Origin of the sequence: Streptomyces sp. AgN23, from assembly GCF_001598115.1 — a bacterium.
GTDB lineage: Bacteria > Actinomycetota > Actinomycetes > Streptomycetales > Streptomycetaceae > Streptomyces > Streptomyces antimycoticus.
Map to the genome: position 1 here is coordinate 3,394,197 of NZ_CP007153.1, position 24,949 is coordinate 3,419,145.

General features: G+C 71.9%; 22 protein-coding genes. 12 read left to right on the top strand and 10 right to left on the bottom strand.

The annotated features are described in order from the left end of the window. Positions 1 to 297: 297 nt before the first annotated feature. On the top strand, positions 298 to 636 hold the full coding sequence (locus tag AS97_RS14890) for a nuclear transport factor 2 family protein (RefSeq protein WP_059143218.1): 339 nt from the start codon (positions 298 to 300) through the stop codon (positions 634 to 636). A gap of 85 nt (positions 637 to 721) precedes the next feature. On the opposite strand, the gene AS97_RS14895 is transcribed toward AS97_RS14890, so the two are convergent. Continuing rightward, a complete protein-coding gene (locus AS97_RS14895; RefSeq protein WP_059143217.1) occupies positions 722 to 1,360 on the bottom strand; it encodes a LysE family translocator in 639 nt (212 codons plus the stop codon). A 220-nt stretch (positions 1,361 to 1,580) separates the two neighbouring features. Between AS97_RS14895 and AS97_RS14900 the strand changes: the two genes are divergently transcribed. After that, positions 1,581 to 3,527 (top strand): ABC transporter ATP-binding protein, encoded by a 1,947-nt coding sequence (locus AS97_RS14900; protein WP_210565044.1) that lies wholly within the window; start codon positions 1,581 to 1,583, stop codon positions 3,525 to 3,527. A gap of 70 nt (positions 3,528 to 3,597) precedes the next feature. Here AS97_RS14900 and AS97_RS14905 read toward each other — a convergent pair whose 3' ends face one another. Both AS97_RS14905 and AS97_RS14910 read right to left on the bottom strand, forming a co-directional pair. Further along, positions 3,598 to 4,107 carry an inorganic diphosphatase gene (locus AS97_RS14905; RefSeq protein WP_059143215.1) on the bottom strand — a complete coding sequence of 170 codons (510 nt, stop codon included), beginning with the start codon at positions 4,105 to 4,107 and terminating at the stop codon, positions 3,598 to 3,600. 83 nt (positions 4,108 to 4,190) lie between these two features. Further along, positions 4,191 to 4,907 carry a TetR/AcrR family transcriptional regulator gene (locus tag AS97_RS14910; protein ID WP_059143214.1) on the bottom strand — a complete coding sequence of 239 codons (717 nt, stop codon included), beginning with the start codon at positions 4,905 to 4,907 and terminating at the stop codon, positions 4,191 to 4,193. Between the two features lie 120 nt (positions 4,908 to 5,027). Here AS97_RS14910 and AS97_RS14915 point away from each other — a divergent pair, with 120 nt between their 5' ends. Further along, entirely contained in the window at positions 5,028 to 6,083 is a 1,056-nt protein-coding gene (locus AS97_RS14915; protein WP_210565046.1) for a medium chain dehydrogenase/reductase family protein, read from the top strand. 105 nt (positions 6,084 to 6,188) lie between these two features. Further along, positions 6,189 to 6,821 carry a GntR family transcriptional regulator gene (locus AS97_RS14920; protein ID WP_059143212.1) on the top strand — a complete coding sequence of 211 codons (633 nt, stop codon included), beginning with the start codon at positions 6,189 to 6,191 and terminating at the stop codon, positions 6,819 to 6,821. Between the two features lie 137 nt (positions 6,822 to 6,958). Here the strand turns inward: AS97_RS14920 and AS97_RS14925 are convergent, their stop codons facing one another. From AS97_RS14925 to AS97_RS14935, 3 genes are all read right to left on the bottom strand, one after another. Then, positions 6,959 to 7,339, bottom strand: coding sequence for a cupin domain-containing protein (locus AS97_RS14925; RefSeq protein ID WP_210565047.1), 381 nt, complete (start codon positions 7,337 to 7,339; stop codon positions 6,959 to 6,961). Continuing rightward, a complete protein-coding gene (locus AS97_RS14930) occupies positions 7,336 to 8,145 on the bottom strand; it encodes a carbon-nitrogen hydrolase family protein (protein ID WP_210565049.1) in 810 nt (269 codons plus the stop codon). Before AS97_RS14930 ends, AS97_RS14925 begins: the two co-directional genes overlap by 4 nt. Before the next feature lie 210 nt (positions 8,146 to 8,355). Then, positions 8,356 to 9,708, bottom strand: a complete 1,353-nt coding sequence (locus tag AS97_RS14935; RefSeq protein ID WP_210565051.1) for an MFS transporter — start codon at positions 9,706 to 9,708, stop codon at positions 8,356 to 8,358. Between the two features lie 285 nt (positions 9,709 to 9,993). Between AS97_RS14935 and AS97_RS14940 the strand changes: the two genes are divergently transcribed. Next, a complete protein-coding gene (locus tag AS97_RS14940; protein ID WP_086711045.1) occupies positions 9,994 to 10,707 on the top strand; it encodes a DUF2848 domain-containing protein in 714 nt (237 codons plus the stop codon). A 165-nt stretch (positions 10,708 to 10,872) separates the two neighbouring features. Here AS97_RS14940 and AS97_RS14945 read toward each other — a convergent pair whose 3' ends face one another. Together AS97_RS14945 and AS97_RS14950 are read right to left on the bottom strand one after the other, a co-directional pair. Beyond that, positions 10,873 to 11,313, bottom strand: a complete 441-nt coding sequence (locus tag AS97_RS14945; protein ID WP_059143207.1) for an SPW repeat protein — start codon at positions 11,311 to 11,313, stop codon at positions 10,873 to 10,875. A 167-nt stretch (positions 11,314 to 11,480) separates the two neighbouring features. Next, a complete protein-coding gene (locus AS97_RS14950; RefSeq protein WP_059143206.1) occupies positions 11,481 to 11,852 on the bottom strand; it encodes a 5-carboxymethyl-2-hydroxymuconate Delta-isomerase in 372 nt (123 codons plus the stop codon). Positions 11,853 to 12,053: 201 nt separating this feature from the next. Here AS97_RS14950 and AS97_RS48570 point away from each other — a divergent pair, with 201 nt between their 5' ends. Both AS97_RS48570 and AS97_RS14955 read left to right on the top strand, forming a co-directional pair. Further along, positions 12,054 to 12,185, top strand: coding sequence for a hypothetical protein (locus AS97_RS48570; RefSeq protein WP_256649896.1), 132 nt, complete (start codon positions 12,054 to 12,056; stop codon positions 12,183 to 12,185). A 72-nt stretch (positions 12,186 to 12,257) separates the two neighbouring features. Beyond that, the gene (locus AS97_RS14955) at positions 12,258 to 12,851 is read left to right on the top strand and encodes a winged helix-turn-helix domain-containing protein (RefSeq protein ID WP_210565052.1); all 594 of its coding nucleotides are present in this window, start codon (positions 12,258 to 12,260) and stop codon (positions 12,849 to 12,851) included. Between the two features lie 90 nt (positions 12,852 to 12,941). On the opposite strand, the gene AS97_RS14960 is transcribed toward AS97_RS14955, so the two are convergent. After that, the gene (locus AS97_RS14960) at positions 12,942 to 15,137 is read right to left on the bottom strand and encodes an MMPL family transporter (RefSeq protein WP_210565054.1); all 2,196 of its coding nucleotides are present in this window, start codon (positions 15,135 to 15,137) and stop codon (positions 12,942 to 12,944) included. Positions 15,138 to 15,375: 238 nt separating this feature from the next. On the opposite strand from AS97_RS14960, the gene AS97_RS14965 reads away from it, so the two are divergent. Together AS97_RS14965 and AS97_RS14970 are read left to right on the top strand one after the other, a co-directional pair. After that, positions 15,376 to 16,650: a histidine kinase gene (locus tag AS97_RS14965; protein WP_125757103.1), complete on the top strand. Its 1,275-nt coding sequence runs from the start codon at positions 15,376 to 15,378 to the stop codon at positions 16,648 to 16,650. Next, positions 16,647 to 16,958 carry a hypothetical protein gene (locus tag AS97_RS14970; RefSeq protein ID WP_210565056.1) on the top strand — a complete coding sequence of 104 codons (312 nt, stop codon included), beginning with the start codon at positions 16,647 to 16,649 and terminating at the stop codon, positions 16,956 to 16,958. Before AS97_RS14965 ends, AS97_RS14970 begins: the two co-directional genes overlap by 4 nt. Here the strand turns inward: AS97_RS14970 and AS97_RS14975 are convergent. Beyond that, positions 16,948 to 18,351: a PT domain-containing protein gene (locus tag AS97_RS14975; protein ID WP_247204372.1), complete on the bottom strand. Its 1,404-nt coding sequence runs from the start codon at positions 18,349 to 18,351 to the stop codon at positions 16,948 to 16,950. The genes AS97_RS14970 and AS97_RS14975 overlap by 11 nt on opposite strands. A 285-nt stretch (positions 18,352 to 18,636) precedes the next feature. Between AS97_RS14975 and AS97_RS14980 the strand changes: the two genes are divergently transcribed. The 3 genes from AS97_RS14980 to AS97_RS14990 all read left to right on the top strand — a co-directional run bounded on the left by AS97_RS14980 (position 18,637) and on the right by AS97_RS14990 (position 24,744). Further along, positions 18,637 to 19,284, top strand: coding sequence for a response regulator transcription factor (locus AS97_RS14980; RefSeq protein ID WP_014060135.1), 648 nt, complete (start codon positions 18,637 to 18,639; stop codon positions 19,282 to 19,284). Positions 19,285 to 19,400: 116 nt separating this feature from the next. After that, positions 19,401 to 22,541, top strand: a complete 3,141-nt coding sequence (locus AS97_RS14985; protein WP_210565057.1) for an alpha-N-acetylglucosaminidase — start codon at positions 19,401 to 19,403, stop codon at positions 22,539 to 22,541. Positions 22,542 to 22,803: 262 nt separating this feature from the next. Next, positions 22,804 to 24,744, top strand: coding sequence for a hypothetical protein (locus tag AS97_RS14990; RefSeq protein WP_210565058.1), 1,941 nt, complete (start codon positions 22,804 to 22,806; stop codon positions 24,742 to 24,744). Positions 24,745 to 24,949: the final 205 nt, after the last annotated feature.

Below are 24,949 nucleotides of genomic sequence, written 5' to 3' on the forward strand. Positions count from 1 at the left end.
GGGTGCGCACTTACGGCGATTCACGCGGGGAGATCCCCGCGTCGCCGTCCCCCGGCAGATGGGGAACCCACCGGTATGTAGCACCAGTAGGCGCGCGACTCGCCGCCACCGCCAGGGATACACCCCGAATTACCCCATACAGCCCAGCGCCCGCCCCCTCCCCCGGCGCACCACCCACCCCGCGCACGGCGCGCGCCCCGACTCCCCGACTCCCCGCGCACGCGGGGCGCCGGAGCCCGCGAAACGGGGCGGTACGGTGGCGGGACAGAGTCGGCCGTCCGCCCCAGGGAGCCCGAAATGGCCAACAGTCCGGCAGGCGTCGTCGAAGCGGCGTTTCAGTACTACATGGCGCAGGACGGCGACGCGGCCTTCCCCCTCTACGCCGATGACTTCACCTTCACCAGTCCGCAGGACGATCACATCGACAAGGCAGCGTTCTTCGAGCGCTGTTTCCCGACCGCCGGCCGGCTGAAGGAGCAGCGGTTGCTGCACATCACCCCCGCGGACGACGAACTCGTCTTCGCCTATTACCAGTACGAGCTCACGACGGGCGAGAAGCACCACAACGTCGAGGCGATCACTGTCCGGGACGGACTCATCCGAGAGGTGCAGGTTTTCTTCGGCGGCAAGGTGTGACCAGCCGTCTCGTCTGCTGGCCGTCGGTGCGGAGGGTGCGTATCCGGTCGATCCGCCGCCGGGCGACGGGGAAGTCCGTGCGCGGCTAGTCCGTGCGGCCGGTCGCGGCGACGGTGACGCCGAGGCCGATCATGGAGAGCCCGCCGACGCCGCCGACCAGGGCGAGGCGTCGTGGGGAGCGGGCGAACCAGGTGCGGGCGGTGGCCGCGGCCAGGCCCCAGACGCTGTCGGAGACCAGCGCGATGGCGTTGAAGATCAGGCCGAGGAGCAGCATCTGAAGGGGGACATGCCCCTGGTCGCGGTCGGCGAACTGGGGCAGTACGGCGGCGAAGAACACCATCGTCTTGGGGTTGGCCACACCGACCGCGAACCCCTCCCATAGCGTGCGCAGGCCCCCGTGGGCGGGACCGTCGCCGGTGAAGGCGGCCTGCAGCGAGCGGCGCTGCCGTACCGCTTTGATGCCCAGATGGACCAGATAGGCGGCGCCCACCAGCTTCAGCGTGGTGAAGACGACGGCAGAGCGCTCCACCACGGATCCGACGCCCAGCGCCACGGCTATGACCAGCACATACGCGCCGAGCATATTGCCGATGACCGTGGTCAGCGCCGCGCGTCGACCCTGGGACAGTGCCCGGCCGACCACGAAGAGCACGCTGGGGCCGGGGATCACGATCAGCAGAAGAGACATGGCCGCGAAGGCGAGCAGCCGGTCGATGGACACCATGGGGCGCATCGAAGCACACGGACGGGCGCGGCTCCAACCGTTTTTCCGGTCGTCCGAGGTCGGCTGAGGTCGGCTGAGGCCGCCTGAGGTGAGCGGGCCGCCTGAGGTCAGGGGGCCGCTCCACGATCGGTGGACCTCGCCGTAAACCACGGGCGCCCGAGTCTCGGTCTGCGGCAATCTGAGGCATACCGAACGGAAAACACACCCTCAGGGGGGATTTGTGACGTCCCGAGCCACGGAGCAGGCGGAACAACCACCGGAACAGCCGTCGAAGCAACCGCCGGAACAACCGGCCGAGCGGCCCAATGAGGAGTTACGGTTCCGGCCGCCCGCGCTGACCGCCCTGGAGAAGAACCCCATCACCACCCGGGCCATGGCCCGCAGGCTGCCCCAACTGGTCCGCCGCTCCATGGCGTTGGCCTGGAAAGTGGACCGGACGGCCGTGGTGGCGCTGCTGGTGTGCCAGGCGCTGTCGGGCTTCTTCGAGGCGTTCGGGCTGCTGGCCACCACGGGCACGATCACGGCGCTCATCTCCTCCGGCCACATCACCGACCGGCTCCGGGACGCGCTGCCCTCGATCGCGGTGCTGGCGGGGGCGGCCGGGCTGCGGGCGTTGCTGGGGATCGCGGTCAACAACATCTCCAGCCGGCTGTCCCCGCGGATCTCCCGGGAGGCCGAGACGCAGATGCTGGACGCGGCGATCAACGCCGAGCTGGCGGCGTACGACAACCCCGGGTTCAACGACAAGTGGGACGCGGCGGACCGGGGCGCCGAGGTGGCACAGGGTCTGATCACCGAGTCGCAGCAGCTCATGGCGTGTCTCTCGTCGCTGATCGCGGCGGCAGGCGTGGTCACCGTGCTGCATCCGGCGCTGCTGCCGCTGTTGCTGCTGACCGCGCTGCCGCAGGGGATCGCGGGGATGAAGGCGGCCCGGGTGCACTACGAGACCAGTCGTGCGATGAGCGCCGACCGGCGCACGCTCGGGCTGCTGCGCTGGTACATGGTGGACAAGGACATCGCCGATCAGCTCCGTTCCGGCACCATGGCGGAGTTTCTGCTGAAGCGGTACCGGGCCATCGGGGCGCGGGTGGACGCGGCCACCGACACGGCGGTCCACCGGGGCGCGCGGTACGCGGTGCTGGGCGCGCTGGCGGGAGGGCTGGCGTCCGGGCTGGTCTGGGTGTCGCTGGCGCTGCTGCTGGGCGCGGGGCAGATGTCGGTGGCGTCGGCGGGGACGGCGGTGTTCGCGCTGCGGACGGTGGGTGCCTCGCTGCAGGGGATGGTCGGTTACGGGACCCGGCTGTTCCGTACGGGGCTGTATCTGGACGACTGGGCGGAGTTCATCGAGGAGGCGGGCGGGCACCGGATGCGGCGCGGCACCCGGGTCCCGGCCGCGCCGCGCGTGATCAAAACCGAGGGGCTGACGTACACCTATCCGGAGTCCGACGCCCCGGCCCTGGACGATGTCACGCTCGAGGTGCGGCGGGGCGAGGTGCTCGCGCTGGTCGGGGAGAACGGCTCGGGCAAGACCACCCTGAGCAAGCTGCTGACCGGGCTCTATCTGCCCACCAAGGGCACGGTGACCTGGGACGGCGTGGACGTGGCGGAGCTGGATCCGCAGGCGATGTGGCGGCATACGGCGGTCGTGCCGCAGGACTACGCGCACTGGCCGCTGTCCGCCCGCGACAACATCACCCTGGGCCAGCCGCACGGCGGGGACGAGACGGTCCGGGAGGCGGCGGTCCACTCCGGGGCGCATGAGGTGGTGGACGGGCTGCGCAGCGGGCTGGACACCCTGCTCGCCCGGCAGTGGTGGGGCGGGGTGGAGCTGTCCGGCGGGCAGTGGCAGCGCATCGCGCTGGCCCGCGCGTTCCACCGGCCCGCCGGGCTGCTGGTGATGGACGAGCCCACCAGCGCGCTGGACGCCCGTGCCGAGCACCGGATCTTCGCGGGGCTGCGGCGGATGGCGGAGGACCGCGCCGTCGTCCTGGTCACGCACCGGCTGGCGAACGTGGCCGTGGCGGACCGGATCGTCGTGCTGGAGCGGGGGCGGGTGATCCAGCAGGGCACGTTCGCGGAGCTGACGGGGCGCCGCGGGCTGTTCCGGGAGTTGTGGGAGCTGCAGAACGACCGGGGGGTGCCGGTGCCACGCGGGGAGACGCTCTGAGCGCGGGCGCCCACGAGGAGAGCCCTGAGCGCTGGCGCCGCGTGGGGAGCACCCTTGGCCCCATTCCTGATCAGGGGCTCGGGAACCAGCCGGTTTCGGCGGCGCGGACGCGGGAGGCGGCTATTTCGGCGTAAGCCCGGTCACGGCCCTCCCAATGGGAGCCTTCGACGGACTTGCCGGGCTCGAGGTCCTTGTAGACCTCGAAGAAGTGGGTGATCTCCCGCCGGTCGAATTCGGGGACGTCCTCGATGTCCTGGACGCCGACATAGCGCGGGTCATGGGCCGGGACGCAGAGGATCTTCTCGTCCGGGCCCTGCTCGTCGCGCATGCAGTACATGCCGATGGCGCGGCAGAGGATGACACAGCCGGGGAAGGTCGGCTCGGCGACGGTGACGAGGGCGTCCAGCGGATCGCCGTCCCGGCCGAGGGTGAGGTCGACGAAGCCGTAGTCGGCCGGGTACTTCGTCGAGGTGAAGAGCATCCGGTCCAGCCGGATCCGGCCGGTGTCATGGTCCATCTCGTACTTGTTGCGGGACCCCTCCGGGATCTCCACGACCACATCGAACTCACCGTGCTCCATCGCGGCCTCCGGTCACCCGTGCGCTCCGCTGTCCTTCCAGTGTGCGCCCGGCCCGCGGGGCGGGCAGCTCGGACCTGGGCACCTCAGCCACCCCGCACGAGGGCGTCGATCTCGGCCTCGAAGAGGACCGAGGGATCGAAGCCCATGCCCGTGAACTGCCCTTGCACATCAAGGCTGATCACGCCGTGGAGCCGGGTCCAGGTGCGCAGCGCACGGCCCTTCAGCTCGCCGCCGGGCTCCTCCCCGGCCACCCAGGGGCCCGCGCCCTCCAGATGGCGCGCCAGCGCGGCCTCGAGCTCGGTGAGGGGCTGCCCACCGCTCATGGCGGCGCCACTTCCCCCGGCGCCACCGTCACCGGCGCCGACACCGTCCCCGCCGACGGTGGCGCAGGCGTCGACGATGGTCCGCATGAGCCCGGCCGCGATCTCGGTGGTCTCCGGCGGCGCCTGGTAACCGGGCACCGGAGTGCCGTAGATGAGCAGATAGCGGTCGGGCTGCCGCTTCGCCCAGTCGCGCAGGGCGAGGGCCAGGGCGCGGAAGCGGTCGGCGGGGGTGGCGTCGGCGACGGCCCGGGCGAGGGTTTCGGCCAGATCGCGGTAGGTGTCCGTGATCAGCTCGGTCAGCAGCTCGTCCCGGCTCGCGAAATAGCGGTAGAGCGCGGGGCCGGTCATGCCCATCGCCTTCGCGATGGCGTTCACCGAGATGCCGGCCGTGCCCGACTCGGAGAGCTGGGCCAGGGCCACGGCCTTGGCCTCCTCCCGGGTCTGTTTGCGGTAGCGCTCTCGCCGTGCTGTCGCCATGGACGGGCCTCTCGTACGGGTCGTCGATGCGGGACTTGACACCTCGAGAGTAACAGGTTCATTGTTTGGTTAGAAGTTCTCACAACAACGAGAAGCCCTTACACGAGAGCGAGATCCGCCATGATCACCGAAGTCGTTCTGCCGGGCCAGGTGGAGCCGGAGGGGCTCCAGCTCCGCACCCGTCCGCTGCCCGAGCCCGGCCCAGGGCAGGCGCTGGTGGCCGTCGAGGCGTCGGGGGTCTCCTTCGCCGAGCAGCAGATGCGCCGCGGGAAGTACTACGACCAGCCGCCGTTCCCCTTCGTGCCCGGCTATGACCTGGTCGGCACGGTGGTCTCGACCGGCCCCGGGGTGGATCCGGCCCTGCGGGGCCGCCGGTTCGCGGCGCTCACGAAGATCGGCGGCTGGGCCAGCCACACCCTCGTCGACGCGGGCGATCTGGTGGAGGTCCCCGAGGGGGTGGACGCGGCGGAGGCCGAGACGGTGGTGGTCAACGGGATCACGGCCTGGCAGATGCTCCACCGCGTGGCCAAGGTGCGCCCCGGGATGACCGTGCTGGTGCACGGGGCCAATGGCGGAGTGGGCACCACCCTGGTCCAGCTCGCCCGCCATGCGGGCGTCAAGGTCATCGGCACCGCCTCACCCCGCCACCACGACGCGGTGCGCGCCCTCGGCGCCATCCCCCTCGACTACCGCGATCCGGATCTGCCCGGCCGGGTGCGCGCGCTGGCGCCCGGCGGGGTCGACGCGGTCTTCGACCACATCGGCGGCGAGGGCATCCTCGACTCCTATCGGCTGCTCGCCCGCGGCGGCACGCTGGTCTCCTACGGCACGGCCGCCACCCGGGACATCCCCGGATCATCCCGGGCCCCGGTGCTCAAGCTGCTCGCCCGGCTGACCCTGTGGAACCTGCTGCCGAACGGGCGGGGGGCACACTTCTTCAACCTCTGGGCCGGACGGCGACGCCTGGCCGCCTATCAGGCGCGCATCCGCGCCGATCTGGGGCACGTGCTGGCGCTGCTGGCGAGCGGCGCGTTCACCGCAGTGGTGGCGGCGCGGATTCCGCTCTCCGATGCCGCGGAGGCGATGCGGCTGGCCGAGTCCGGCACCGTCACCGGAAAAGTGGTCCTGGTCGCGGACCAGAGCGCCCGCCGGGACAGCGAGGAGGGCGCGCGATGAGTGCCGAGCCCTTCGGCGGATCCACGGCTCCTGGATCCCCGACCCGGCCGCCGGTCCGTGATAATTTTCGTATACGAGTTGTATGCGACGCAGTATGGGGGCCCAGTGCCAGCGCAGTCCGGACGAGAAAAGGCGTACGCGTTCCTCAAGGAAACCGTGCTGACCGATCCCGACATGCAGGGCCGGTTCCTCACCGAGCAGGAGATCGCCGACCGGATCGGCATCTCCCGGACCCCGATCCGTGAGGCCCTGCTCCTGCTGGCGGCCGAGGACCTGGTCCAGCTGGTCCCCAAGCGGGGTGCGCATATCGCCCCGCTCTCCGGCCGGGAGATCACCGAACTGATGGAGCTGCGCGGGATCGTCGAGCGCTATGCCGCCGAGCACACCATCGAGGCGGGCACGGTGCCGGTCGCGAAGCTGATCGAACTGCTGGACCGGCAGCGCGAGCTGATGGGGCCGGACCAGGCCAAGGAGTTCATCGCCATCGACCACCTCTTCCACGCGACCATGGTCGCCGCGGTGGGCAATGAACTCCTCAACCGGCACTACGACGGACTGCGCAGCCGCCAGATCCGGGCCGGAGTGGTGGCCCTGTACAACCAGACCGGCCGCCAGCAGGAGGTGCTCGGCGAGCACCGGGCGATCCTGGACGCGGTGGCCTCCGGGGACAGGGAGGCGGCCCGCACGGCGATCAGCGCCCATCTGGAGTCGACGCTGAAGGTGCTGCTCACCGGATGAGTCACCACCCGGCGCCCGGACGGGGCTGAGTCACCACCCGGCGGCCGGACGGCCGAGTCAGCGCCCGGTGGCCGGACCGGTGAGTCACTGCCCGGCCCCCGGACGGTAAGTCACCACCCGGCGGCCGGACCGGTAAGTCAGCGCTCGGCGGCCGCCTCCGGATAGGTGATCACCAGCATGGTGACGCCCTCCTCGGAGACCCAGGGGCCATGCGGCATCCCCGGGGGCCGGCAGGCGTAGAAACCACGCGAGAAGGTCCTCCCCAGAGTCAGATCACGCATGCTGCCCTCGAGGAGATAGACCTCCTCCCAGCCGTCGTGGCGAGCGACCCCGGACCGGGAGGTGTCCGTCCCCGGCTCCCAGCGCACCAGGGCGGTGGTGTGGGAGCCGCTCCCGTCCGCGGCCAGGATCTGTTCGCTGACCCCCGCGCCCGCGCCCGGCGGCCGTTGCCAGGGCCCGGCGGGCAGATGGAACTCGAGCTCCGGTTTGGCCCCTTCGGCCTCGCGGGCGTCGCTCATCGGCTGACGCCCAGCCTGCGGTTGGCCAGGACGGACACCGTGCGGCGCACCGCCGTGACCTCCTCGGTGTCCACGTCCCCCATCAGCAGCCCCGGCCCCGCCTCCAGCCGCTCCCGTACGGTGCCGTCGGGGCCGATCAGGGCGCTGTGGCCGATACCGGTGGGGGCGGAGCCCGCGGCCGTCACGCCGGACGCCGCCGGATCGGCCTGGCCCACGGCCGCCAGCCATACGGTGGCGTCGAGCGCCCGCGCCCGGGTCAGCAGCTCCCACTGCTCGCGCTTGCCGGGCCCCGCGCCCCAGGAGGCGGGCAGCACGGAGAGCACCGCGCCCGCGTCGGCGTGGGCCCGGAAGAGCTCGGGGAACCGTACGTCGTAGCAGGTGGCCAGGCCGATCCGGACGCCCTCGAGATCGAAGGTCACCACCTCCGAGCCCGGGGCCACCGTCTTGGACTCGGCGAAGCCGAAGGCGTCATAAAGGTGGATCTTGTCGTAGGAGGTCTCCACCCCCGGGCCGGTGGCCAGCAGGGTGTTGGTCACCCGGCCGTCGGGCGCCGGGGTGAACATCCCGGCCACGACCACCAGCCCGGCGTCCTTCGCGATCTGCCGGACCTCGGTGGCCCAGGGCCCGTCCAGCGGTTCGGCGATCGGGCCGAGCCGGGTGCCGAAGCAGGCCATGGCCGCCTCCGGGAAGACGACCAGACGCGCCCCGGCCTCCGCCGCCCGCTGTGTCCCCTGGCGCAGAAGGGCGAGGTTCGAGGCCGGGTCCGGGCCCGTGGTGAGCTGGCTCAGTGCGATGCGGAGGGGCATGGCGGGTGCTGCCTCATTTCCTGGTCGGGAGGGTCGGAGTGTAGGCGGGGTGCCGGGGTACGCGGTCCCGTCCCGCGTACGTGATCCCATCCCGCCCCTTCCCCGGCACGGCTCGCTTTACAGCTCCGCGGAGCCGGGAGCCGGGAGCCGGAAGCCAGGTGCAGGGCCGGGACGGGATGGGGACGGGGACGGGGACGGGGACGGAACGGGTCAGGACACGGTGGTGGAGGCGGTCTGGCCGACGGGGAGCGGCTCCGGCTCCTCCTCCTGCGCGGAGGAGGGGTCCCGGCCCAGCCAGAGACCCGCCACCGTGACCGCGGCGGTGACCGCGATGTAGATGGCGAGCGGCACCCAGGCGTGATAGATCCCGAGCAGCGTGGTGAAGAGCAGTGGCGCGATCGCGCCGCCGATGATCCCGGCGAGGGTGTAGGCGAGCGAGGAGCCGGTGTAGCGCAGCCGCGGGGCGAACTGCTCGGCGACGAAGGCCGCCTGCGGCCCGTACATCAGCGAGTGGATCACCAGCGCGCCGACGACCCCGAGGGTGAGCAGCGCCCAACTGCCATCCGCGACCAGCGGGAAGAACAGAAAAGGCCAGACACCGGCGGCGACGGCGGCGCCCCCGTACAGCCACCGCCGGTTGACGCGGTCCGAGAGCGCCCCGGCCAGCGGGATGAGCACGATCTGCAGCGAGGAGCCGATCAGCACGGCGGTGAGCGCCGAGCCGCGTGACATGTCGAGTTCCTCGGTGGCGTAGGTGAGCACGAAGACGGTGAACATCGCATACAGCACATCGGGGGCGACCCGGCAGAGGATCGCGGCGATCAGCGCCCTCGGCTGGGTGGTGAACACCTCGCGCACCGGCGCCTCCGGGCGGTCCTGCGCGGCCTCCATCGCCTTGAAGACCGGGGTTTCCTCCAGCTTGGCGCGGCCCCACAGGCCGAATCCCACCAGGGCGCCGGAGAGCAGGAACGCCACCCGCCAGCCCCAGCTGAGGAACTGGTCCTCCGTCAGCAGCGCGCCCAGTGCGGCCAGGACGCCGTTGGCCAGCAGATTGCCCGCCGGGGGGCCGACCTGCGCGGCGGAGGCGTAGAAGCCGCGTCGCCGCGGATCGCCGAACTCGCTGGACAGCAGCACCGCACCGCCCCACTCACCACCGACGCCGACGCCCTGCGCGAAGCGCAGCAGCACCAGCGCGGCCGGGGCCGCGACACCGACCGTGGCATAGGTGGGCAGCAGCCCGATCAGCAGCGTGGCGCTGCCGATGAGCACGAGCGTCGCGATGAGCACCTTCTTGCGGCCGATGACATCGCCGAGCCGGCCGAAGACGAAGCCGCCCAGCGGCCGGGACACATAGCCGACGGCGTAGGTGGAGAACGCCAGCAGGGTGCCGGTGAAGGGGTCCTTGGAGGGGAAGAAGAGGTCGCCGAAGACCAGGGCCGCGGCGGCGGAGTAGACGGCGAAGTCGTACCACTCCAGGGCGGTGCCGGTGAGGCTGGCGACGAAGGCGCGGCGGACCCCGGACCGGTCGGCCCGGGGCGGTGCGCTCGATGCGGTGGGTTGCATGTTCCGTCCTCGAGGTGGTGCGTGAGGCTTACGTGATGGTACGTGGCGTTTGCGCGGTAGTGCGATGAGATGGTCGGGGGGTGTGCGTGGGTCGACCTTCCGGCATACTTGTTGTATACCAAGCGTATGCGCAACCCCTCCGGGGGAAGTTAACCGCTTCGAAATCGCGAAAAGCGCGGTCAGCGCAGCGCGCGCACAACCGCACAACCGCACAACCGCGGAAGCGGAAACAGCACAACCGCGGAAACAGCACATCGCCCCACAGCGCCTTGGAGAGCCCAGCCCATGACGACGCAGCCCACACAGCCCGCCCGGTCCTCGCTCACCTTCGAACTCCCCGATGGCTCCCTCCACCACGTGGAGGTCGTCCAGGTGCTCAACGCGGGCTACGCGGGACGCCGCCAGGACGATGTGGCCGCCCATGTCGCCGAGCTCGCCGAGCTGGGCGTGCCCGCGCCCTCCGTGACGCCCGCCCTCTACCCCGTCTCCCCCTACCTCGCCCAGCAGACCGGCCAGGTCAGCGTCCAGCACGACCGCACCTCGGGCGAGGCCGAGTGGGCGCTGGTCGTGGCCGCGGACGGGGAGCTGCTGCTGACGGCCGCCTGCGACCACACCGACCGGGCGCTGGAGGTGCACGGCGTGGCCTGGAGCAAGAACGCGGCCCCCGATGTGCTGGCCACCCGCGCCTGGCGGCTGTCCGATGTGGCGTCCCGCCTGGACGATCTGACGCTCCGTGCCTGGGTCACTCACGACGGTGAGGAGACCGAGGTGCAGAGCGGCACCCTGGCCGAGCTGCTGCCGCCCTCCTACTGGGTCGAGGTGCTGCGCGAACGCGGTGACCTGGTGCCCGGCACCGTGCTGATCTCCGGCACCATCCCGATGACCGAGGGCGTGGACCAGTTCGCCGGGCGCTGGCGGGTGGAGCTGGGCGACCCGGCCACCGGCCGGACCATCGACTGCTCCTACGACGTGGTCCCGCTGCCCGAGCCGATCGGCTGAGACCGGCCCGCACACCGGCACCCGGCGCCCGCACACCGGCACCGCGCCGCGCCGCGCGAAGAGGGCACCGGCAACGCACGAAGGCCGTCCGCCGCACGACCCCCGAGAGGCGTGCGGTGAACGGCCTTCGCCGATGCGCAGACGGTTCGGTGATTCAGCGTCCGGTCAGGTCTCCCTGCCCTTCCGCATCACCATGCCGGCTGCGATCAGGCCGAACAGGCAGGTGATGGCACCCACGACGACATTGTTCGCGATCACTCCGGCATCGGCACCGCGGGCGACGACCCAGGGGGAGATGATCATCCATACACCGATCGCGGACATGGCCCAGCACAAGCTGTACATCCTCCTCGGCGCCGTGGTGAGGCCGATGCCCAGCAGGGCGATCGCGATGCCGAGGACGAGGTTGTTGACCATGAGGTTGGGGTTGGTGCCCGAGAAGTGCACTACCCAGGGAGAGATGGCGAAGTACAAACCGGCGAGAAGTACCGGCCCGTCGAGGAAGACAACATCCCGAGCGTCCATCATGCGCGCGTAGCGCTCCCGCATCTCGGACACGTCGGGGTGGCCCCTAAGATCACCTTTTGCACGTGAGACGTCGGCCATTCGACTCGCCTCCTTCGATCCATGCAAGTCTGACCGCGCAGTGCGGTAAAAACACCGCACCACCATTGTGCGCCTCGCCCTGGTATATAGGTAGATGTCGGATTCGCATTAAATGACGTATAGTTGTCGGCCGCCGCACGGCGTGCGCACGGGAGGCAGGGGAAGCGTCAGACCGGATGGACCGCCTCGTGCTTCTCGTAGCAGTCACGGTCGAGATCGCGGATATCGACGGTGGTCTGCACGGTCAGCCCCGGCACGGGCGACACATGGGCGCGAGCCACCTCCAGCACGGCGGCGGACAGCTCCCGCTTCGTCCCGGCGTCCCGCCCGGACAGGATGGACACCTCGATGTGGATCATGGCGAGGTCCGGGGCGCCGTCCGCGAGATGGGCCTCCTCTATCCGCCGGAAGCGGGTCTTGCAGCCCGCCACCGCCGTGTCGACGGTCTTGGCGACCACCGGGTGCAGGGCGGCACCGAAGCCAGGGCGGTCGAACGCGTCGGTCAGGGTGTCGGAGTATTCGACGACGATATGCGGCACGGGCTTGCGCTCCTCAAGGGGTACGCGGCGGCCGGTGGCACTGCCGCGGGGGGCCTCTTACGCCCGCATCGTCGCACCTCGCCCCGCTCCACCGCCGAGCACCCCGAGCCCGCCATCGGCTTGAGTCCCAGCCCCGTATCCGCTTCGGTTCCGGCCCGTATCCGCTTCAGCCCTGACCCCGGTATCTGCTTCAATAGCCCTATGGCCAGCCTCCATGACATCGCGACGGGTCGTTACGACCTCGAGCCGTTCTGGCCGTCCCGGCAGGCGCACCACTTCGACCGCGAGTGTTGCCGCGCATCCGATGCGCGGGCCCGCTCGCTCGGCCGCTGACCTCTCCGCCCGGCCGCCCAGCCCGCGCGCACGACGTCCACTGACGCCCTCTCGCGCGAAAGAGCTGACCTCATGACGAACCTCCGTGGCCTGTCGTCCGCCTCCGCCACCCCGGCCGCGACGTCCGCACCGTCCGTCCCGGCCAACCGCCAGCGGCTGCGAGCCGTCGCACCGGACGAGGTGCCGCCGGTCGCCGATCTGCTGCACCCCGGCGCCACCTGGCTGCCCGCTCCCCCGCACACCCTGCCCACGCTCCCCGGCCATCCGCCGATGGTCGGCTATCTGGTGCTGGTCCCGGCCGACCGGCAGCGGCCCGAGGCGGCGGGGCCGCCCCCGGAGGGAATACCGGCCGTGACGGGTGAGACGGGTGAGACGGGTGACGAACTCATCCGGATCGACCCCGACCATCGGACCGCCGAGGTCGCGGGGCGGCCGCTGGACCTGACCTATCTCGAGTTCGAGCTGCTGAGCCATCTCGTCGCCCATCCGCACCGGGTGCACTCCCGCGATCAGCTGGTGACCACGGTGTGGGGGTACGGCCATGTCGGCGACGGCCGGACCGTCGATGTCCATGTGGCCCGGCTGCGGCGCAAGATGGGCCCCGAGCACCGGGGCACGATCGTGACGGTGCGGCGGGTGGGGTACAAGTACGTGCCCACCGTCTGACCGCATCCGTGAACCCATGACGCTCGCCGTGCCGGACAGGCCGGAAGCCTGTCCGGCACGGCGAGCGCGTACCCGGATGCGGACCCTTGCTCAGCGGCCCGCCCCCACCAGCGGCGGCCGCGGCCGCTCCACCGGCTCCTCGCCGTGGTCGAGCCTCGGCAGCCACCGCAGGGCGCGCGGCAGATACCAGTTGCGCTCCCCCAGCAGCGCCATCAGCGAGGGCAGCAGCACCATCCGCACCAGCGTGGCATCCACCAGCACCGCGACCGCGAGCCCGACGCCCATCTGCTGCATGTCCTGCATCCGCAGCAGCGCGAAGACCGCGAACACGGCGACCATGATGGTGGCCGCGCCGGTGACCGAGCCCGCCGTCGTCCGGATGCCCTCCCGGATCGCGTCCCGGGTGGCGAAGCCCCGCTCATGGGCCTCCCGGATCCGCGAGACCACGAAGACGTGGTAGTCCATCGACAGCCCGAAGAGGATGACGAGGACGAACAGCGGCATCCACGACTCGATCGCCCCGGCCGGCTCCATCCCCAGCAGCTCCGCGCCCCAGCCGTGCTGGAAGACGGCGGTCATCGTGCCGTACGCGGCGCCCACCGACAGCAGGTTGAGCAGGATCGAGACGAGGGCGATCGGCAACGACCGGAAGCAGAGCAGCATCAGAACGAACGTCACGGCGGCGATGAAGAGGAAGACCGGTGCGATGTCGGTCTTCAGCTGGTCGTTGAAGTCGCGGCTCCCGGCGAGCTCACCGGTCACATACACCTGGTCGGAGACCGGCCCGAGGATCTTCGGGACCAGATCGTCCCGGAGGGTGTCCAGGGCGCGCCGGGAGGTGGCGTCCTGGCCGTTCCCGGCCAGCGGCACCTCGATCCGGGCCACCCCCTGCGTACGGTGCGCCTCGACGTCGACCGTCCTGCCGAACCGTCCGGACGCGGCGAGTTCCTTCTTGAAGTCCGCCACGGCCGTCTCGAAGCGGGGCGAGGCGATCTCGTCGGAGCGCAGCACCACCTCGGCCGGGGCGGGGCCGCCGGGGAAGGAGCCGGTGATCTCCTGGTAGGCCACGGTGATCGGGGCGTCGGAGCCGAACTGCTTGTCCATGCCGAGCTGTTCGGTCTTCATCCCGAGGGCGGGCGCGGACAGCACCAGCAGCAGCGCGCCCGATACGGCGGCGAACAGCTTCGGCTTGGCCAGGACGGGCCGCATCAGCCTGACGGTGACGCCGCCGCTGGAGTGCACGCCCTTCTTCCGGCGGCGGCCCCGCAGCGGCACCCGCCCGGCGTCGATCCGGTCGCCCAGCCACGACAGCATCGCGGGCAGCACGGTCACCGAGCCCAGCATCGCCATCAGGACGACCAGGATGGTGGCGACCGCGAAGCCGTGGAACAGCAGCAGCCCGGACAGGAACATCCCGGACATCGCCAGCATGACCGTGACCCCGGAGATCAGCACCGCCCGGCCGCTGGTGGCGGCGGCGATCCGCAGCGCGGTCCCGGCGTCCCGGCCCGCGGCCCGCTCATCGCGCTCCCGCCGCAGATAGAACAGCGAGTAGTCGACGCCGACGGCCAGGCCCACCAGGAACATCACCGAGGTGGTGGAGTCGAACATGGGCAGCTTGTGGCTGACCAGGGCGAGCAGTCCGAAGGTGCCGACGCAGGCGGTCACCGCGAGCAGCACCGGCAGCAGCGCGGCGACCAGCGCCCCGAAGACCACCAGCAGAATGCCCAGCGCCAGCGGTACGGCGGTCAGCTCGGCCTTCTTGAAGTCATTGGTGAGCATGTCGTCGAGCCGGTGCTGGGCGGTGGCGTCGCCGAACTCGTAGACCACGATGCCCCGATGGGCCGACTCGGTCTTCTTCACCGCCTCGACGACCGGCTCCACCCGCTTCCCGGCGGTGTCCGGGTCGCCCTTCATCTCAAAGCTGATCAGGGCCTCCCGTCCGTTCTCCGAGCGCACCGGGGGCTGGACGCGCACCGCCTCGCCCGTCCGCTCCAGTCGCGCCGTAAGGTCGCGGGCCGCGTCCCGCCAGCCGTCCGGGCGGTCGCCGCGCAGCATCACCATCTCCCCGGCCGGGGTCTGGAGGCCCGCGTCCTCCAGGATCTTCTCCGCACGTGCGGAATCGCCCGTACCGTTCTCGGAATTGGTCATCTGCCGGGAGCCTGACATTCCGCCGACCACGGCGACGACCACGACGAACAGCAGCCATCCGATGATCGCGGTCTTGCGGTGGCGAGTGCTCCACCCACCCAGCCGCACGGCCAGGCCCTTCCTCGTTGCGCTCATGGCGTCTCTCCCCGTGAGGTACGGACGGAACAGGTCATGCCACGACGCTAGAAAACCGCAGGTCCGCACCCCAGCCGGGCAGCCACCCAGTCGCCGAGCCATAAGGCGAGGTGGGGAGGTGGTGCCAGGTACACCCCCGGACGGTGCCCGGCCCCCGTGTCCGGGCGCCAGGGCGCTGACACACTGAGATGGCCCGACGACACGGGCACGAAGATCCGACCAACGAGGGGGACTCAGGATGAACGGACGCAGAACGCTGACGGCCTGCGCACGGGGGTTCGCCGTCTCCTGGCTCGCGCTGGTGTCGATCACCCTGTCCGTGCTGACGATCCTGTCGATCTCCTTCATCCCGCTGGGTCTGGGGGTCTTCACCACCCCTCCCCTGATCAAGGCGGTGCGCGCACACGCCAACCGGCGCCGGCTCCTGGCCGCCACGTGGTCCGGCGTCACCATCCGGGCGCCGTACCGGCCGCTGCCCGCCGATCGGCGGGCCGGGGTCACCGGGCAGGTGGAGCTGTGCACCTTCCTGCTGAAGGACCCGGCCACCTGGCGCGATCTGCTGTGGCTGCAGGTGGACATGACGGCCGGGTACGTCACCTCGCTGCTGGCCTTCGTTCTCGTGCCGTACGGGATCGAGGGGTTCGTCCTGGCCGCCGGGGTGTGGAAGCCGATCGTGGAGGCGGGCGGCACCTACTGGTACGCGTTCCTCCCCATCGATTCGCTGGGGACCGCCCTGCTGGCCGTCCCGCTCGGCGTCGGCTTCATGGCGCTCGGGGCGACCGTCTCCCCCCTCCTGCTGCGCGGCCACTTCCTGCTGGCGCGCGCCTTCCTGGACCCGACCCCGCAGATGTCGCTCGAACGGCGGGTGCAGCGGCTCACCGAGACCCGGCATGACGCCGTGGACACCTCCGCCGCCGAACTGCGCCGCATCGAGCGCGATCTGCACGACGGCGCCCAGGCCCGGCTGGTCGCCATGGGCATGAGCCTGGGCACCGTGGAGGCCCTGATCGAGAAGGACCCGGCCAAGGCCAAGGAGCTGCTCGCCGCGGCCCGTACGAACTCCGCCGAGGCCCTGGCCGAGCTGCGCGACCTGGTCCGCGGCATCCATCCGCCGGTCCTGGCCGAGCGCGGCCTGGGGGACGCGGTGCGCGCCCTGGCGCTGCGGATGTCGGTGCCCGTGGAGGTGGACGTGGAGCTGGCGGGCCGGGCCGATGAACCGGTCGAGTCGGCCGCCTACTTCGCGGTCAGCGAGGTGCTGACCAACGCGGCGAAGCACGCGGGCGCCTCGCGGATGTGGCTGGACGTGCACCACGCGGAGGGCATGCTGCGCATCACCGTGACCGACGACGGCCGCGGGGGCGCCCAGATCACCCCGGACGGCGGGCTGAGCGGGGTCGAGCGGCGGCTGGGCACCTTCGACGGAGTCCTCGCGGTCAGCAGCCCGAGCGGCGGGCCGACCATGGTGACGATGGAGATCCCCTGCGCGCTCTCGGCGCAGGGCGCCGCCCGATGACCCACCGCCGGGTCTTACCCCAGAGGGGCCGGGGTAAGGCCCTATCGGAGGCCGAGCGGGAGCCCGGGCGGAAAATCCGCGCGGCCGGGGCCGACTCCGTACGGGCGGATCCGGCCACCATGCCGCTGATCCGGCCGGCGACCTATGTGCTCTCACTTCCGCTGGCCGAACGGGCCGCGCCCCGTGCCGAGTTGACCGCCGCGCCGCGCGCCAAGACCGCACCGTTCTCGCCCGACATCAGCGTCGGGGTGGACGACGTCCTGGGCCACCGCCGACACTCCACCGCGCCACACGCGCTCAGTCAGTGATGTACCAGTCGTCCTTCATGTACTCCAGGGTGCTGGTCCCGATCTCGTCTTCGGAGAAGGTGACGGAGGCCTTGACCGCATCGGCCGAAATGTCGATCTTGGCGGGGCTTCGTACGACGACCTTCCGCGGATCGACCGTCGCGGTCTGCAGAGCCTTCTTCTGCGTAGGCGAGATCATCTGGAACGTGATGAGGAACGTGGACGTGCACGGACCGAACCCCTGGTCCTCCGCCTGCTTCGCCGCGGGCCCGGCCACCTCGCAGACCGTCTTGATGTCCTCCCGGCCCACGGCGTGCAGATACTCCTCGTACCGCCGGATCGCCCCTTCCGTCGTCCTGGGCGCGGCCTGGTCCGTGGGCTGTTGTGTGGGCTGGCCCGTCGGCTGGCCCGTCGGCTGGTCCGTCGGCTGGTCCTTGGGCGGATCCGTCGGCGGATTGTCGGCGGGCCCGCAACTGTCGTGGGTGAAGATGCCCGACAGCAGACGCCCCGGGCGCGGGCCCATCGGCCCGTTGAATCCGCTCACATGCTGCTGCGACCCCCACCACCCGGCGTACCCCCACCACGGCTCCCGGTTGACAGGGCGGGCGTGCTCCCAAGTGCGCCACTCGGCGCCGCCCTTCGAGGGCCGATCGAGCGTGCCGTTCACCCACTGGTTCTTATCGGTCGGATAGGAGCCGTGCGAACCACGCGCCGAGTACACCGTCGGATGCCCGTCCTGCGGATCCAGTTCCGACCACTGCACACTGCACGTATCCTTGCCGTGCTTCGCGAACGTCACCGCCTCCGGCTTGCCGTCGCGCAATTGGACCGCGACGCGCTCCCAGTCGCCCTCGTGCCGGTTGCCCGGGGTCAGGTTGTTGTAGGCGTAGAAGAACCAGTAGACGTACGCCGCGCGCTTCGGGTCGGTCTTGTGGTTGTGGTACTCCCAGTAGACCGGCGCGTCAGTGCCCTCGCCCTTCCGCACCTCCTTCGGCGGGTCGAGATAGAAGCCGCCGTCGGCCTCGGTCGAGGTGTGCCACTTATCCCCGTGTCCGGGGCAGGACACCGGCTTGGACGACGACTTCCCCGGCTGCACCTCCGCGTGCTTGTAGGAAGCGCCCTCACTCCCCAACCGCCGCGGGTCGATCGGATCGGCCACCGGTCCCTCGTCGCGGCAGAAGCCCTCGTGGTCGAAGCGCAGCGCGGACCGCCCGATGAACCGCGTCGCGTCCATCGGCAACAGCGACTCCCCCTTGGCCAGCCGCACCAACGGCGCGAACCGCGCGGCCTCGGCCGCGGACCCCTTCGAAGGCTCCGCCCCCGTCCACTCTTTCTCCTTCTCCGGCCCGCACGCCACCAGCGCCACCGAAAACGACAGCGCCACGCCCACCATCACCCGCATCCGACCCAGCACCGGCTCCCCCTTCGTTCGCCCGCCACCAGCCGGCAGCACGTCAAGAGGACATTACGCAGGATCCGGCAGAACGGTTCCCCGCGCGGGGTGCCCATCCTGTATCCCCTGCTCCAGGAGAGGCATCGATGTCTCGGCCGATATGGCGGAAGTCAAGCTTCCGCACCAGAGAAACCGGCGCCCTGGACCACCCGGCCCGCTGATCCCCTCCCGCTCACCGCACAGCGGTACATTCGTCGGATTCGGTCACGTCCCCACCCCAGGGCCCGACGAAGTCTTGGAGCCGCCGTGCGCGTTGTCCTCGCCGAAGATCTCTTCCTCCTGCGGGACGGGCTGGTCCGCATGCTGGAGGCGTACGACTTCGAGGTCGTGGCGGCCGTGGAGAGCGGGCCCGAGCTGAGCAAGGCGCTGGCGGAGCTGGAGCCGGATGTCGCGGTGGTGGATGTGCGGCTGCCGCCGTCGTTCAGCGATGAGGGGCTGCAGTGCGCGCTGCAGGCCCGTCGGGCGCGGCCGGGGTTGCCGGTGCTGGTGCTCTCCCAGCATGTGGAGCAGCTGTACGCGCGGGAGCTGCTCGCGGACGGCAGCGGCGGCATCGGGTATCTGCTCAAGGACCGGGTCTTCGACGCCGATCAGTTCATCGACGCGGTGCGGCGGGTGGCCGCGGGGGGCACGGCGATGGATCCGCAGGTGATCTCGCAGCTGCTGGACCGGCGCGCCCAGGACAAGCCGCTGGGGCGGTTGACGCCGCGGGAGCTGGAGGTGATGGAGCTGATGGCGGAGGGGCGGTCGAATACGGCCATCGCGGCGCAGCTCTTCGTCACCGAGCGGGCGGTGGCCAAGCACACCTCCAATATCTTCGGAAAGCTCGGTCTGCCGCCCTCGGACGACAACAACCGCCGGGTGCTGGCGGTGCTGGCCTACCTCGACCGGGGCTGATGGTCCGTGGCCCCCGGGAACCGGCACCTCCCCGTGCGCCCCATTGCTCCCACCCCATAACGCTGGTTAAGTGCCTTCTTCATACGACGCATTGGCCGTTGTCCGATGGGGGGCGCATGAGCGACCTGAGCAGACGCACGCTGATCGGAACCGCCGGAGCACTGGGGGCCGGGGCCACGCTGGGGAGCCGCATCCCCGCGGTGGCCGATGAGCCGCACGACGCACAGGACACCGCCGTGACCGCTTTCGACACCGCTCCCGCACGCACCGCCCTGCGGCGGCTGCTGCCGACCCACGCCGATCAGTTCCGGCTGGTGGCGGTGGCGAAGCGGGGCGATGAGGAAAGGTTCGAGGTCGACGGGTCCGCGGGGCGGGTGACGGTCTCCGGGACCAGCCCGGCGGTGCTGCTCACGGGCGTGCACTGGTATCTCAAGTACACCTGCCACGCCCAGCTCACCTGGTCCGGCGATCAGCTCAACCTGCCGGAGAAGCTGCCCGCGCCCGCCCGGCGCCTCACGCACTCGACCGCGCTGCCGCACCGCTTCGCGTTCAACGACACCCATGACGGCTACACCGCGCCGTTCGCCGACTGGGACCGCTGGGAGCACCTGATCGACGTCGCGGCCCTGCACGGCTGCAACGAGCTGCTGGTCACCGCCGGCCAGGAGGCCGTCTACCACCGGCTGCTCCAGGAGTTCGGCTACACCGAGACCGAGGCGCGCACCTGGCTCCCCGCCCCCTCCCACCAGCCGTGGTGGCTGCTGCAGAACATGAGCGAATACGGCGGCCCGGTCTCCACCGCGCTCCTGGACAAGCGCGCCGAGCTGGGGCGGCGGATCGCCGACCGGCTGCGGGAGCTGGGCATGCGGCCCGTGTTCCCCGGCTACTTCGGCACCGTCCCCGACGGCTTCGCGGACCGCAACCCGCAGGCCCGTACGGTGCCGCAGGGCGACTGGAACGGACTCAGGCGCCCCGACTGGCTCGATCCGCGCACGGAGTCGTTCCGGAAGGTGGCCGCGGCCTTCTACCGCCATCAGCGCGAACTGTTCGGCGAGGCCGAGCTGTTCAAGATGGATCTGCTGCACGAGGGCGGCGACCCCGGCGACGTCCCGGTGCCCGACGCCGCCCGCGCCGTGGAGACCGCGCTGCGGACCGCCCGCCCCGGCGCCATCTGGGTGATCCTCGGCTGGCAGGAGAACCCCCGCCGCGATCTGCTGGACGCCGTCGACCACGACCGGATGCTCGTGGTGGACGGGCTGTCGGACCTGGACACGGTCACCGACCGGGAGAAGGACTGGGGCGCGGTGCCGTACGCGTTCGGCACGATCCCCAACTTCGGCGGCCGCACCACGATCGGCGCCAAGACCCATATGTGGACGAAGCGGTTCACCGTCTGGCGCGACAAGCCGGGCAGCAAGCTGGTGGGCACCGCCTATATGCCGGAGGCGGCCGAGCGGGATCCGGCCGCGTTCGAGCTGTTCAGCGAGTTGGCCTGGCGGGAGGAGGCGGTGGACCGGGCCGAGTGGTTCCGCTCGTACGCCGAGGTGCGCTACGGCGGGCGGGACGCCAAGGCCCGGGAGGCGTTCGCCGCGCTGCGCGACACCGCGTACGAGATCAGCAGCAAGGACGGCCGCCCGCATGACTCGGTCTTCGCCGCCCGCCCCGCCCTGACCGCCCGTTCGGGCACCAACTACGCGACCCACACCCCCGCCTTCGACCCGGCGGGCTTCGACGTGGCCTTCGCGGCACTGCTGGGCGTGCGCGCCGGGCTGCGCGACAGCGACGCCTACCGCCATGACCTCACCGACATCGCGCGGCAGGCGCTCGCCAATCGCTCCTGGCAGCTCATCCCCCAGCTCCAGGACGCCTACGACCGTAAGGACCGCACGGCCTTCCGGACGCTGGCCCGGCTGTGGCTCAAGCTGATGCGGCTCAGCGACGACATGACCGGCGCCCACCGGCGGTTCCTGCTGGGCCCGTGGCTCGAGGACGCCAAGCGGATGGCGTCGGGCGAGGAGGAGTCGGCGCAGCTGGAGCGGGCCGCGCGCATCCTCATCACCACCTGGGCGGACCGCGCCACGGCGGACGGCGGCAAGCTGGCCAACTACGCCAACCGCGACTGGAGCGGCCTCATCGCCGACTTCCACCTCCCCCAGTGGCAGTCCTATCTGGACGAGCTGGAGGACGCGCTGGCGGAGAACCGGCCCCCGCGCGCCTTCGACTGGTTCACCGTCGAGGAGCCGTGGACGCGCGAGCGCAAGAGCTACCCCGTGCGGCCGACGGCCGACGCCCACCGCACCGCCCAGCGGGTGTACGAGGCGCTGGCGAAGGCCCCGTACCAGGGCACGCTGGCCGTCACCGCCGAGCCCGCCGCCCTGCCGCCCGGCGGCACCGCGGCCCTCACCGCCGCCCTGCGCAACGTCAACGGGCTGCGTTCCACCGGGCGCGTCGACTTCGACCTCACGGTGACCGGTCTGGACCCGGACCCGGACCCGGACGGGCCGACCCGGCTGCCCGGCGTCCCCGCGGGCGGCACGGGCGAGGTCCGCTGGCGCGCGACCGCGCCCGCCGAGCCGCTCGCGCATCCGCTCAAGCCGCTGCCGTACGAGCTGGGCGTCACCTACGGGCCACGGGGCGAGGACCGGGTGCGGGCCGTGCGCACCGGGACGCTGTGGATCGCCGGACCGCTGGCGGACGGCTTGCGGACGGTCACCAACAGCGGTGCGGCCTTCGGACAGCTCGACGAGCGGTTCGCGATCGACGGCGCGGGCCAGGACCTGTGGAAGGGCACCGCCGAATTCGGCTCCGTCTACCGCGACGGCGTCCTTACGGTGGGCACCGCCATCACCGTCACGGTGACCGCCCAGGCGGCCACCGGGCCCTGGGCGCGGGCCGGGATCATCGTCCGCAACGACCTCGCCACGGCGGGCTCCCCCGGCTTTGTGAACCTCTCCGTCACCCCGGCCAACGGGGTCGTCCTGTCGTACGACTCGGGCGGCGACGGCACGCTGGACACCTACCAGCGGATCACCGGCGTCAAGGCCCCCGTCCTGCTGCGGCTGACCCGCACCGCGGCCACCTCCTACACCGGTGAGCTGTCCACCGACGACGGCGCGACCTGGCGCAAGGTGGCCACCGTGACGGCGCCGGGCGCGACGGCCGCGCAGGACGCCGGGATCTTCATGACGGCGGCTAACGGGGGCACGGGGGCCCGGGGGACGGTCGAGTTCAGCGGGTGGAAGACCGGTACGCCGTAGCGGGTCGGCATCGGTGGCGGACCACGCGGCGGAGCCGCATATCGATGCGTTCCCCACCCCGCCCCTTCCCGCGGTATCGATGTGCGCCTCCGCCGCGTGGCGGGCTTCGCCCCTGGCCCCCGGGGTCTGGGGCGGAGCCCCCGTTGTGGGAAGGGGCGGGGAGGCGGAAGCATCGGTGGCGGACCGCGCGGCCCGCCGCAGACGCCAAGTCCCGCCGGACACCCGTAGGTGACCAACCCGGCCCGCCACTCGTTCACGACATGTGGACCAGCACCAGGCGACAGTCGCCCCCGACGACGAAACCACCGGCCTGATCGACGTCGAGCGGGCCGAGGCCGCCCTCGTCGAGCACTACCCGCGGCTGGTGCGGCTCGCGTATCTCATCCTGCCGCCGGGCATCGGGCGCACCCGCCGGGTGCTCGCGGCGCATGCCCTCGCCCAGCGCGCGCTGCCCCGCAATCGGGGCTACGGCACGGGCCCGGAGCCGCACCCCGATGTCGAACTGCCCTGGCAGCGCGGCACGAAGGGCCCGGGTGCCGACACCGGCTATGCCTATGTGCGGCTGCGGGTGCTGCGCCTGGCGCTGCGCGCCGCCCGGCCGCGGCGGTGGTGGCAGCGGCCTCCGGCGCTGCCGCAGGTGTTCGGGCTGCGGCTGTTCCCGCGTTCCGGCGGGGCCGATGAACTCGCCCTGGAGCGGGCCTTGTCGGAGCTGTCCGGGCCCGGCCGCGCCGCATACCTCCTGCGGGAGCTGGAGCGGCTCGGCGAGCACGAGGCGCGCACCCTGCTGCGCGCCGCCGGGGTCGCCGACGCGCGGGCCGCGCTGGACGAGGCGGATGCGGTGCCCGAGCAGGCCGGCAGCCGGGACGGATCGCTGCTGGAGTCCCCGGAGTTCGACCCGTGTTCGCTCCAGGCGCGGCCCACCGATCTGATGCGCCGCCGTCAGCATGTGCGGGCGGTGCTGGTGGCCGTGGTGGCGCTGGTGGTGTGCGGGACGCTGCTGGGCGTGCCGGGGCGGGGCTGGGGGCCGACCGGTTCGGCCGCGCCCTCGTACGCCCGCAATCCGTCCTCCGAACGGGCCCTGGATCCCGCGCGGTTGACGCGGGCCGCGCCCGACGCCTGGCGCACCGCGTCCCGCGCCGGATTCTCCTCCTGGCCCGCGCGCGGCGACCGCGTCCGGGACACCGCGCTGCTGCGCCGCGCGCTGGCCGTCTGGGCGCGGCCGGGCCGCTCCGTACGGGTGTCGGCCACCCTGGGCACGCAGTCCGGGCCGCCCTCGGGGCCGCCGCAACTGCTGTTCGCGGGCGAGGTGGACCAGGCCACGGTGGTGCTGTTGTACGACGGGCTGCGGGTGGCGCGGTACGCGGAGGCGGGCGAGGGCGGTGCGGCCGCGCTGGACTTCGCCCGGCTGGACGCGGCCGACGCGGCCACCTCGACCGCGCTGGTCCTCAGCCGCACGGACGGCAACGTCCGCTATCTGACCGCCCCTTGGGTGCGCCATGCCCGGGTGCGGGATCTGCTCCACCCGAACGGGGCGCCGCGTCCGCTGCACCGCACCGGGCACGGGGTGACCGACCCGGTGCGCACCGTTCCGCAGCTGCGGCCCTGCCGTGGCTGGCCCGCGCTGCAGTTCGGCTCCCGACTCGTGGCCGACCTGGGCGAACTGGCCCCGGCCCGGCTCACCTACGGCACCCCCGGCGCCGGTGTGCGCGATGTGGCGGGGCGGGCGGCCCGTGCGAGCTGGGCCAGGACCGGCTGCCGGCTGGCGATGATGCGCGGGCGGGGGGTGCGCTCGGTCAACTCCTGGCGGTTCGCCGCCCAGGCCCTGCCGGAGGCGGGGGGCCACGCGGCCTGGCTGTGCACCCGCGCCGACACCTGGCGGGACACGGGCAGCAAGGTCCTGGCCCAGTTCCAGCCGTGGGACACCCGCCGGGGCGCGGCGGGGGCGGTCGTCTCCAGCGCCGACAACTCCCCCGCCTGCGGTCCGCGCGAGCCGCGGGTGCTGGCGGGGGTGCTGTGGAAGGCGCGCTCCGGCCGGTGGTATCTGCTGGCCGCCGGAAGCCGTCAGGTCACCGGGATCGTCGCCACCGGCGGCGTCCGGGGCCGGTCCTACGGCCGCGGCCTGACCCTCCCCGCGAAGGCGGGTGCCCGCGCCGACCTGAAGGCCCGACTGGCGGACGGTGGCCGGCTGAGCCCGCTGCGCTAGGGGGTGTGCGGCGCGTCTTGACGCCTGCGGCGGGCTGCTCCCCTCCCCGCCCCTTCCCGCCCCTTCCCGCCCCTTCCCGCCCCTTCCCGCAGCGTCAATACGCGGCTCCGCCGCGCGGTGCGGCTCCGCCCCAGACCCCGGGATCCGGGAGCGGAGCCCCTGCCGATCCAGCCCCTCCGGCGTTTGAGGAGCGGAGTCCGGGGCG

What these genes read in the sequence shown, in the direction of transcription:
- AS97_RS14925 (WP_210565047.1), bottom strand. Translation starts at nt 7,339, where the DNA reads ATGAGCGACGCCCGCGAGGCCGAAGGGGCCAAACCGGAGCTCGAGTTC.
- AS97_RS14965 (WP_125757103.1), top strand. Translation starts at nt 15,376, where the DNA reads ATGAACGGACGCAGAACGCTGACGGCCTGCGCACGGGGGTTCGCCGTC.
- AS97_RS14940 (WP_086711045.1), top strand. Translation starts at nt 9,994, where the DNA reads ATGACGACGCAGCCCACACAGCCCGCCCGGTCCTCGCTCACCTTCGAA.
- AS97_RS14915 (WP_210565046.1), top strand. Translation starts at nt 5,028, where the DNA reads ATGATCACCGAAGTCGTTCTGCCGGGCCAGGTGGAGCCGGAGGGGCTC.
- AS97_RS14930 (WP_210565049.1), bottom strand. Translation starts at nt 8,145, where the DNA reads ATGCCCCTCCGCATCGCACTGAGCCAGCTCACCACGGGCCCGGACCCG.
- AS97_RS14935 (WP_210565051.1), bottom strand. Translation starts at nt 9,708, where the DNA reads ATGCAACCCACCGCATCGAGCGCACCGCCCCGGGCCGACCGGTCCGGG.
- AS97_RS14955 (WP_210565052.1), top strand. Translation starts at nt 12,258, where the DNA reads ATGACGAACCTCCGTGGCCTGTCGTCCGCCTCCGCCACCCCGGCCGCG.
- AS97_RS14960 (WP_210565054.1), bottom strand. Translation starts at nt 15,137, where the DNA reads ATGAGCGCAACGAGGAAGGGCCTGGCCGTGCGGCTGGGTGGGTGGAGC.
- AS97_RS14910 (WP_059143214.1), bottom strand. Translation starts at nt 4,907, where the DNA reads ATGGCGACAGCACGGCGAGAGCGCTACCGCAAACAGACCCGGGAGGAG.
- AS97_RS14970 (WP_210565056.1), top strand. Translation starts at nt 16,647, where the DNA reads ATGACCCACCGCCGGGTCTTACCCCAGAGGGGCCGGGGTAAGGCCCTA.
- AS97_RS14945 (WP_059143207.1), bottom strand. Translation starts at nt 11,313, where the DNA reads ATGGCCGACGTCTCACGTGCAAAAGGTGATCTTAGGGGCCACCCCGAC.
- AS97_RS14985 (WP_210565057.1), top strand. Translation starts at nt 19,401, where the DNA reads ATGAGCGACCTGAGCAGACGCACGCTGATCGGAACCGCCGGAGCACTG.
- AS97_RS48570 (WP_256649896.1), top strand. Translation starts at nt 12,054, where the DNA reads ATGGCCAGCCTCCATGACATCGCGACGGGTCGTTACGACCTCGAGCCG.
- AS97_RS14905 (WP_059143215.1), bottom strand. Translation starts at nt 4,107, where the DNA reads ATGGAGCACGGTGAGTTCGATGTGGTCGTGGAGATCCCGGAGGGGTCC.
- AS97_RS14895 (WP_059143217.1), bottom strand. Translation starts at nt 1,360, where the DNA reads ATGGTGTCCATCGACCGGCTGCTCGCCTTCGCGGCCATGTCTCTTCTG.
- AS97_RS14890 (WP_059143218.1), top strand. Translation starts at nt 298, where the DNA reads ATGGCCAACAGTCCGGCAGGCGTCGTCGAAGCGGCGTTTCAGTACTAC.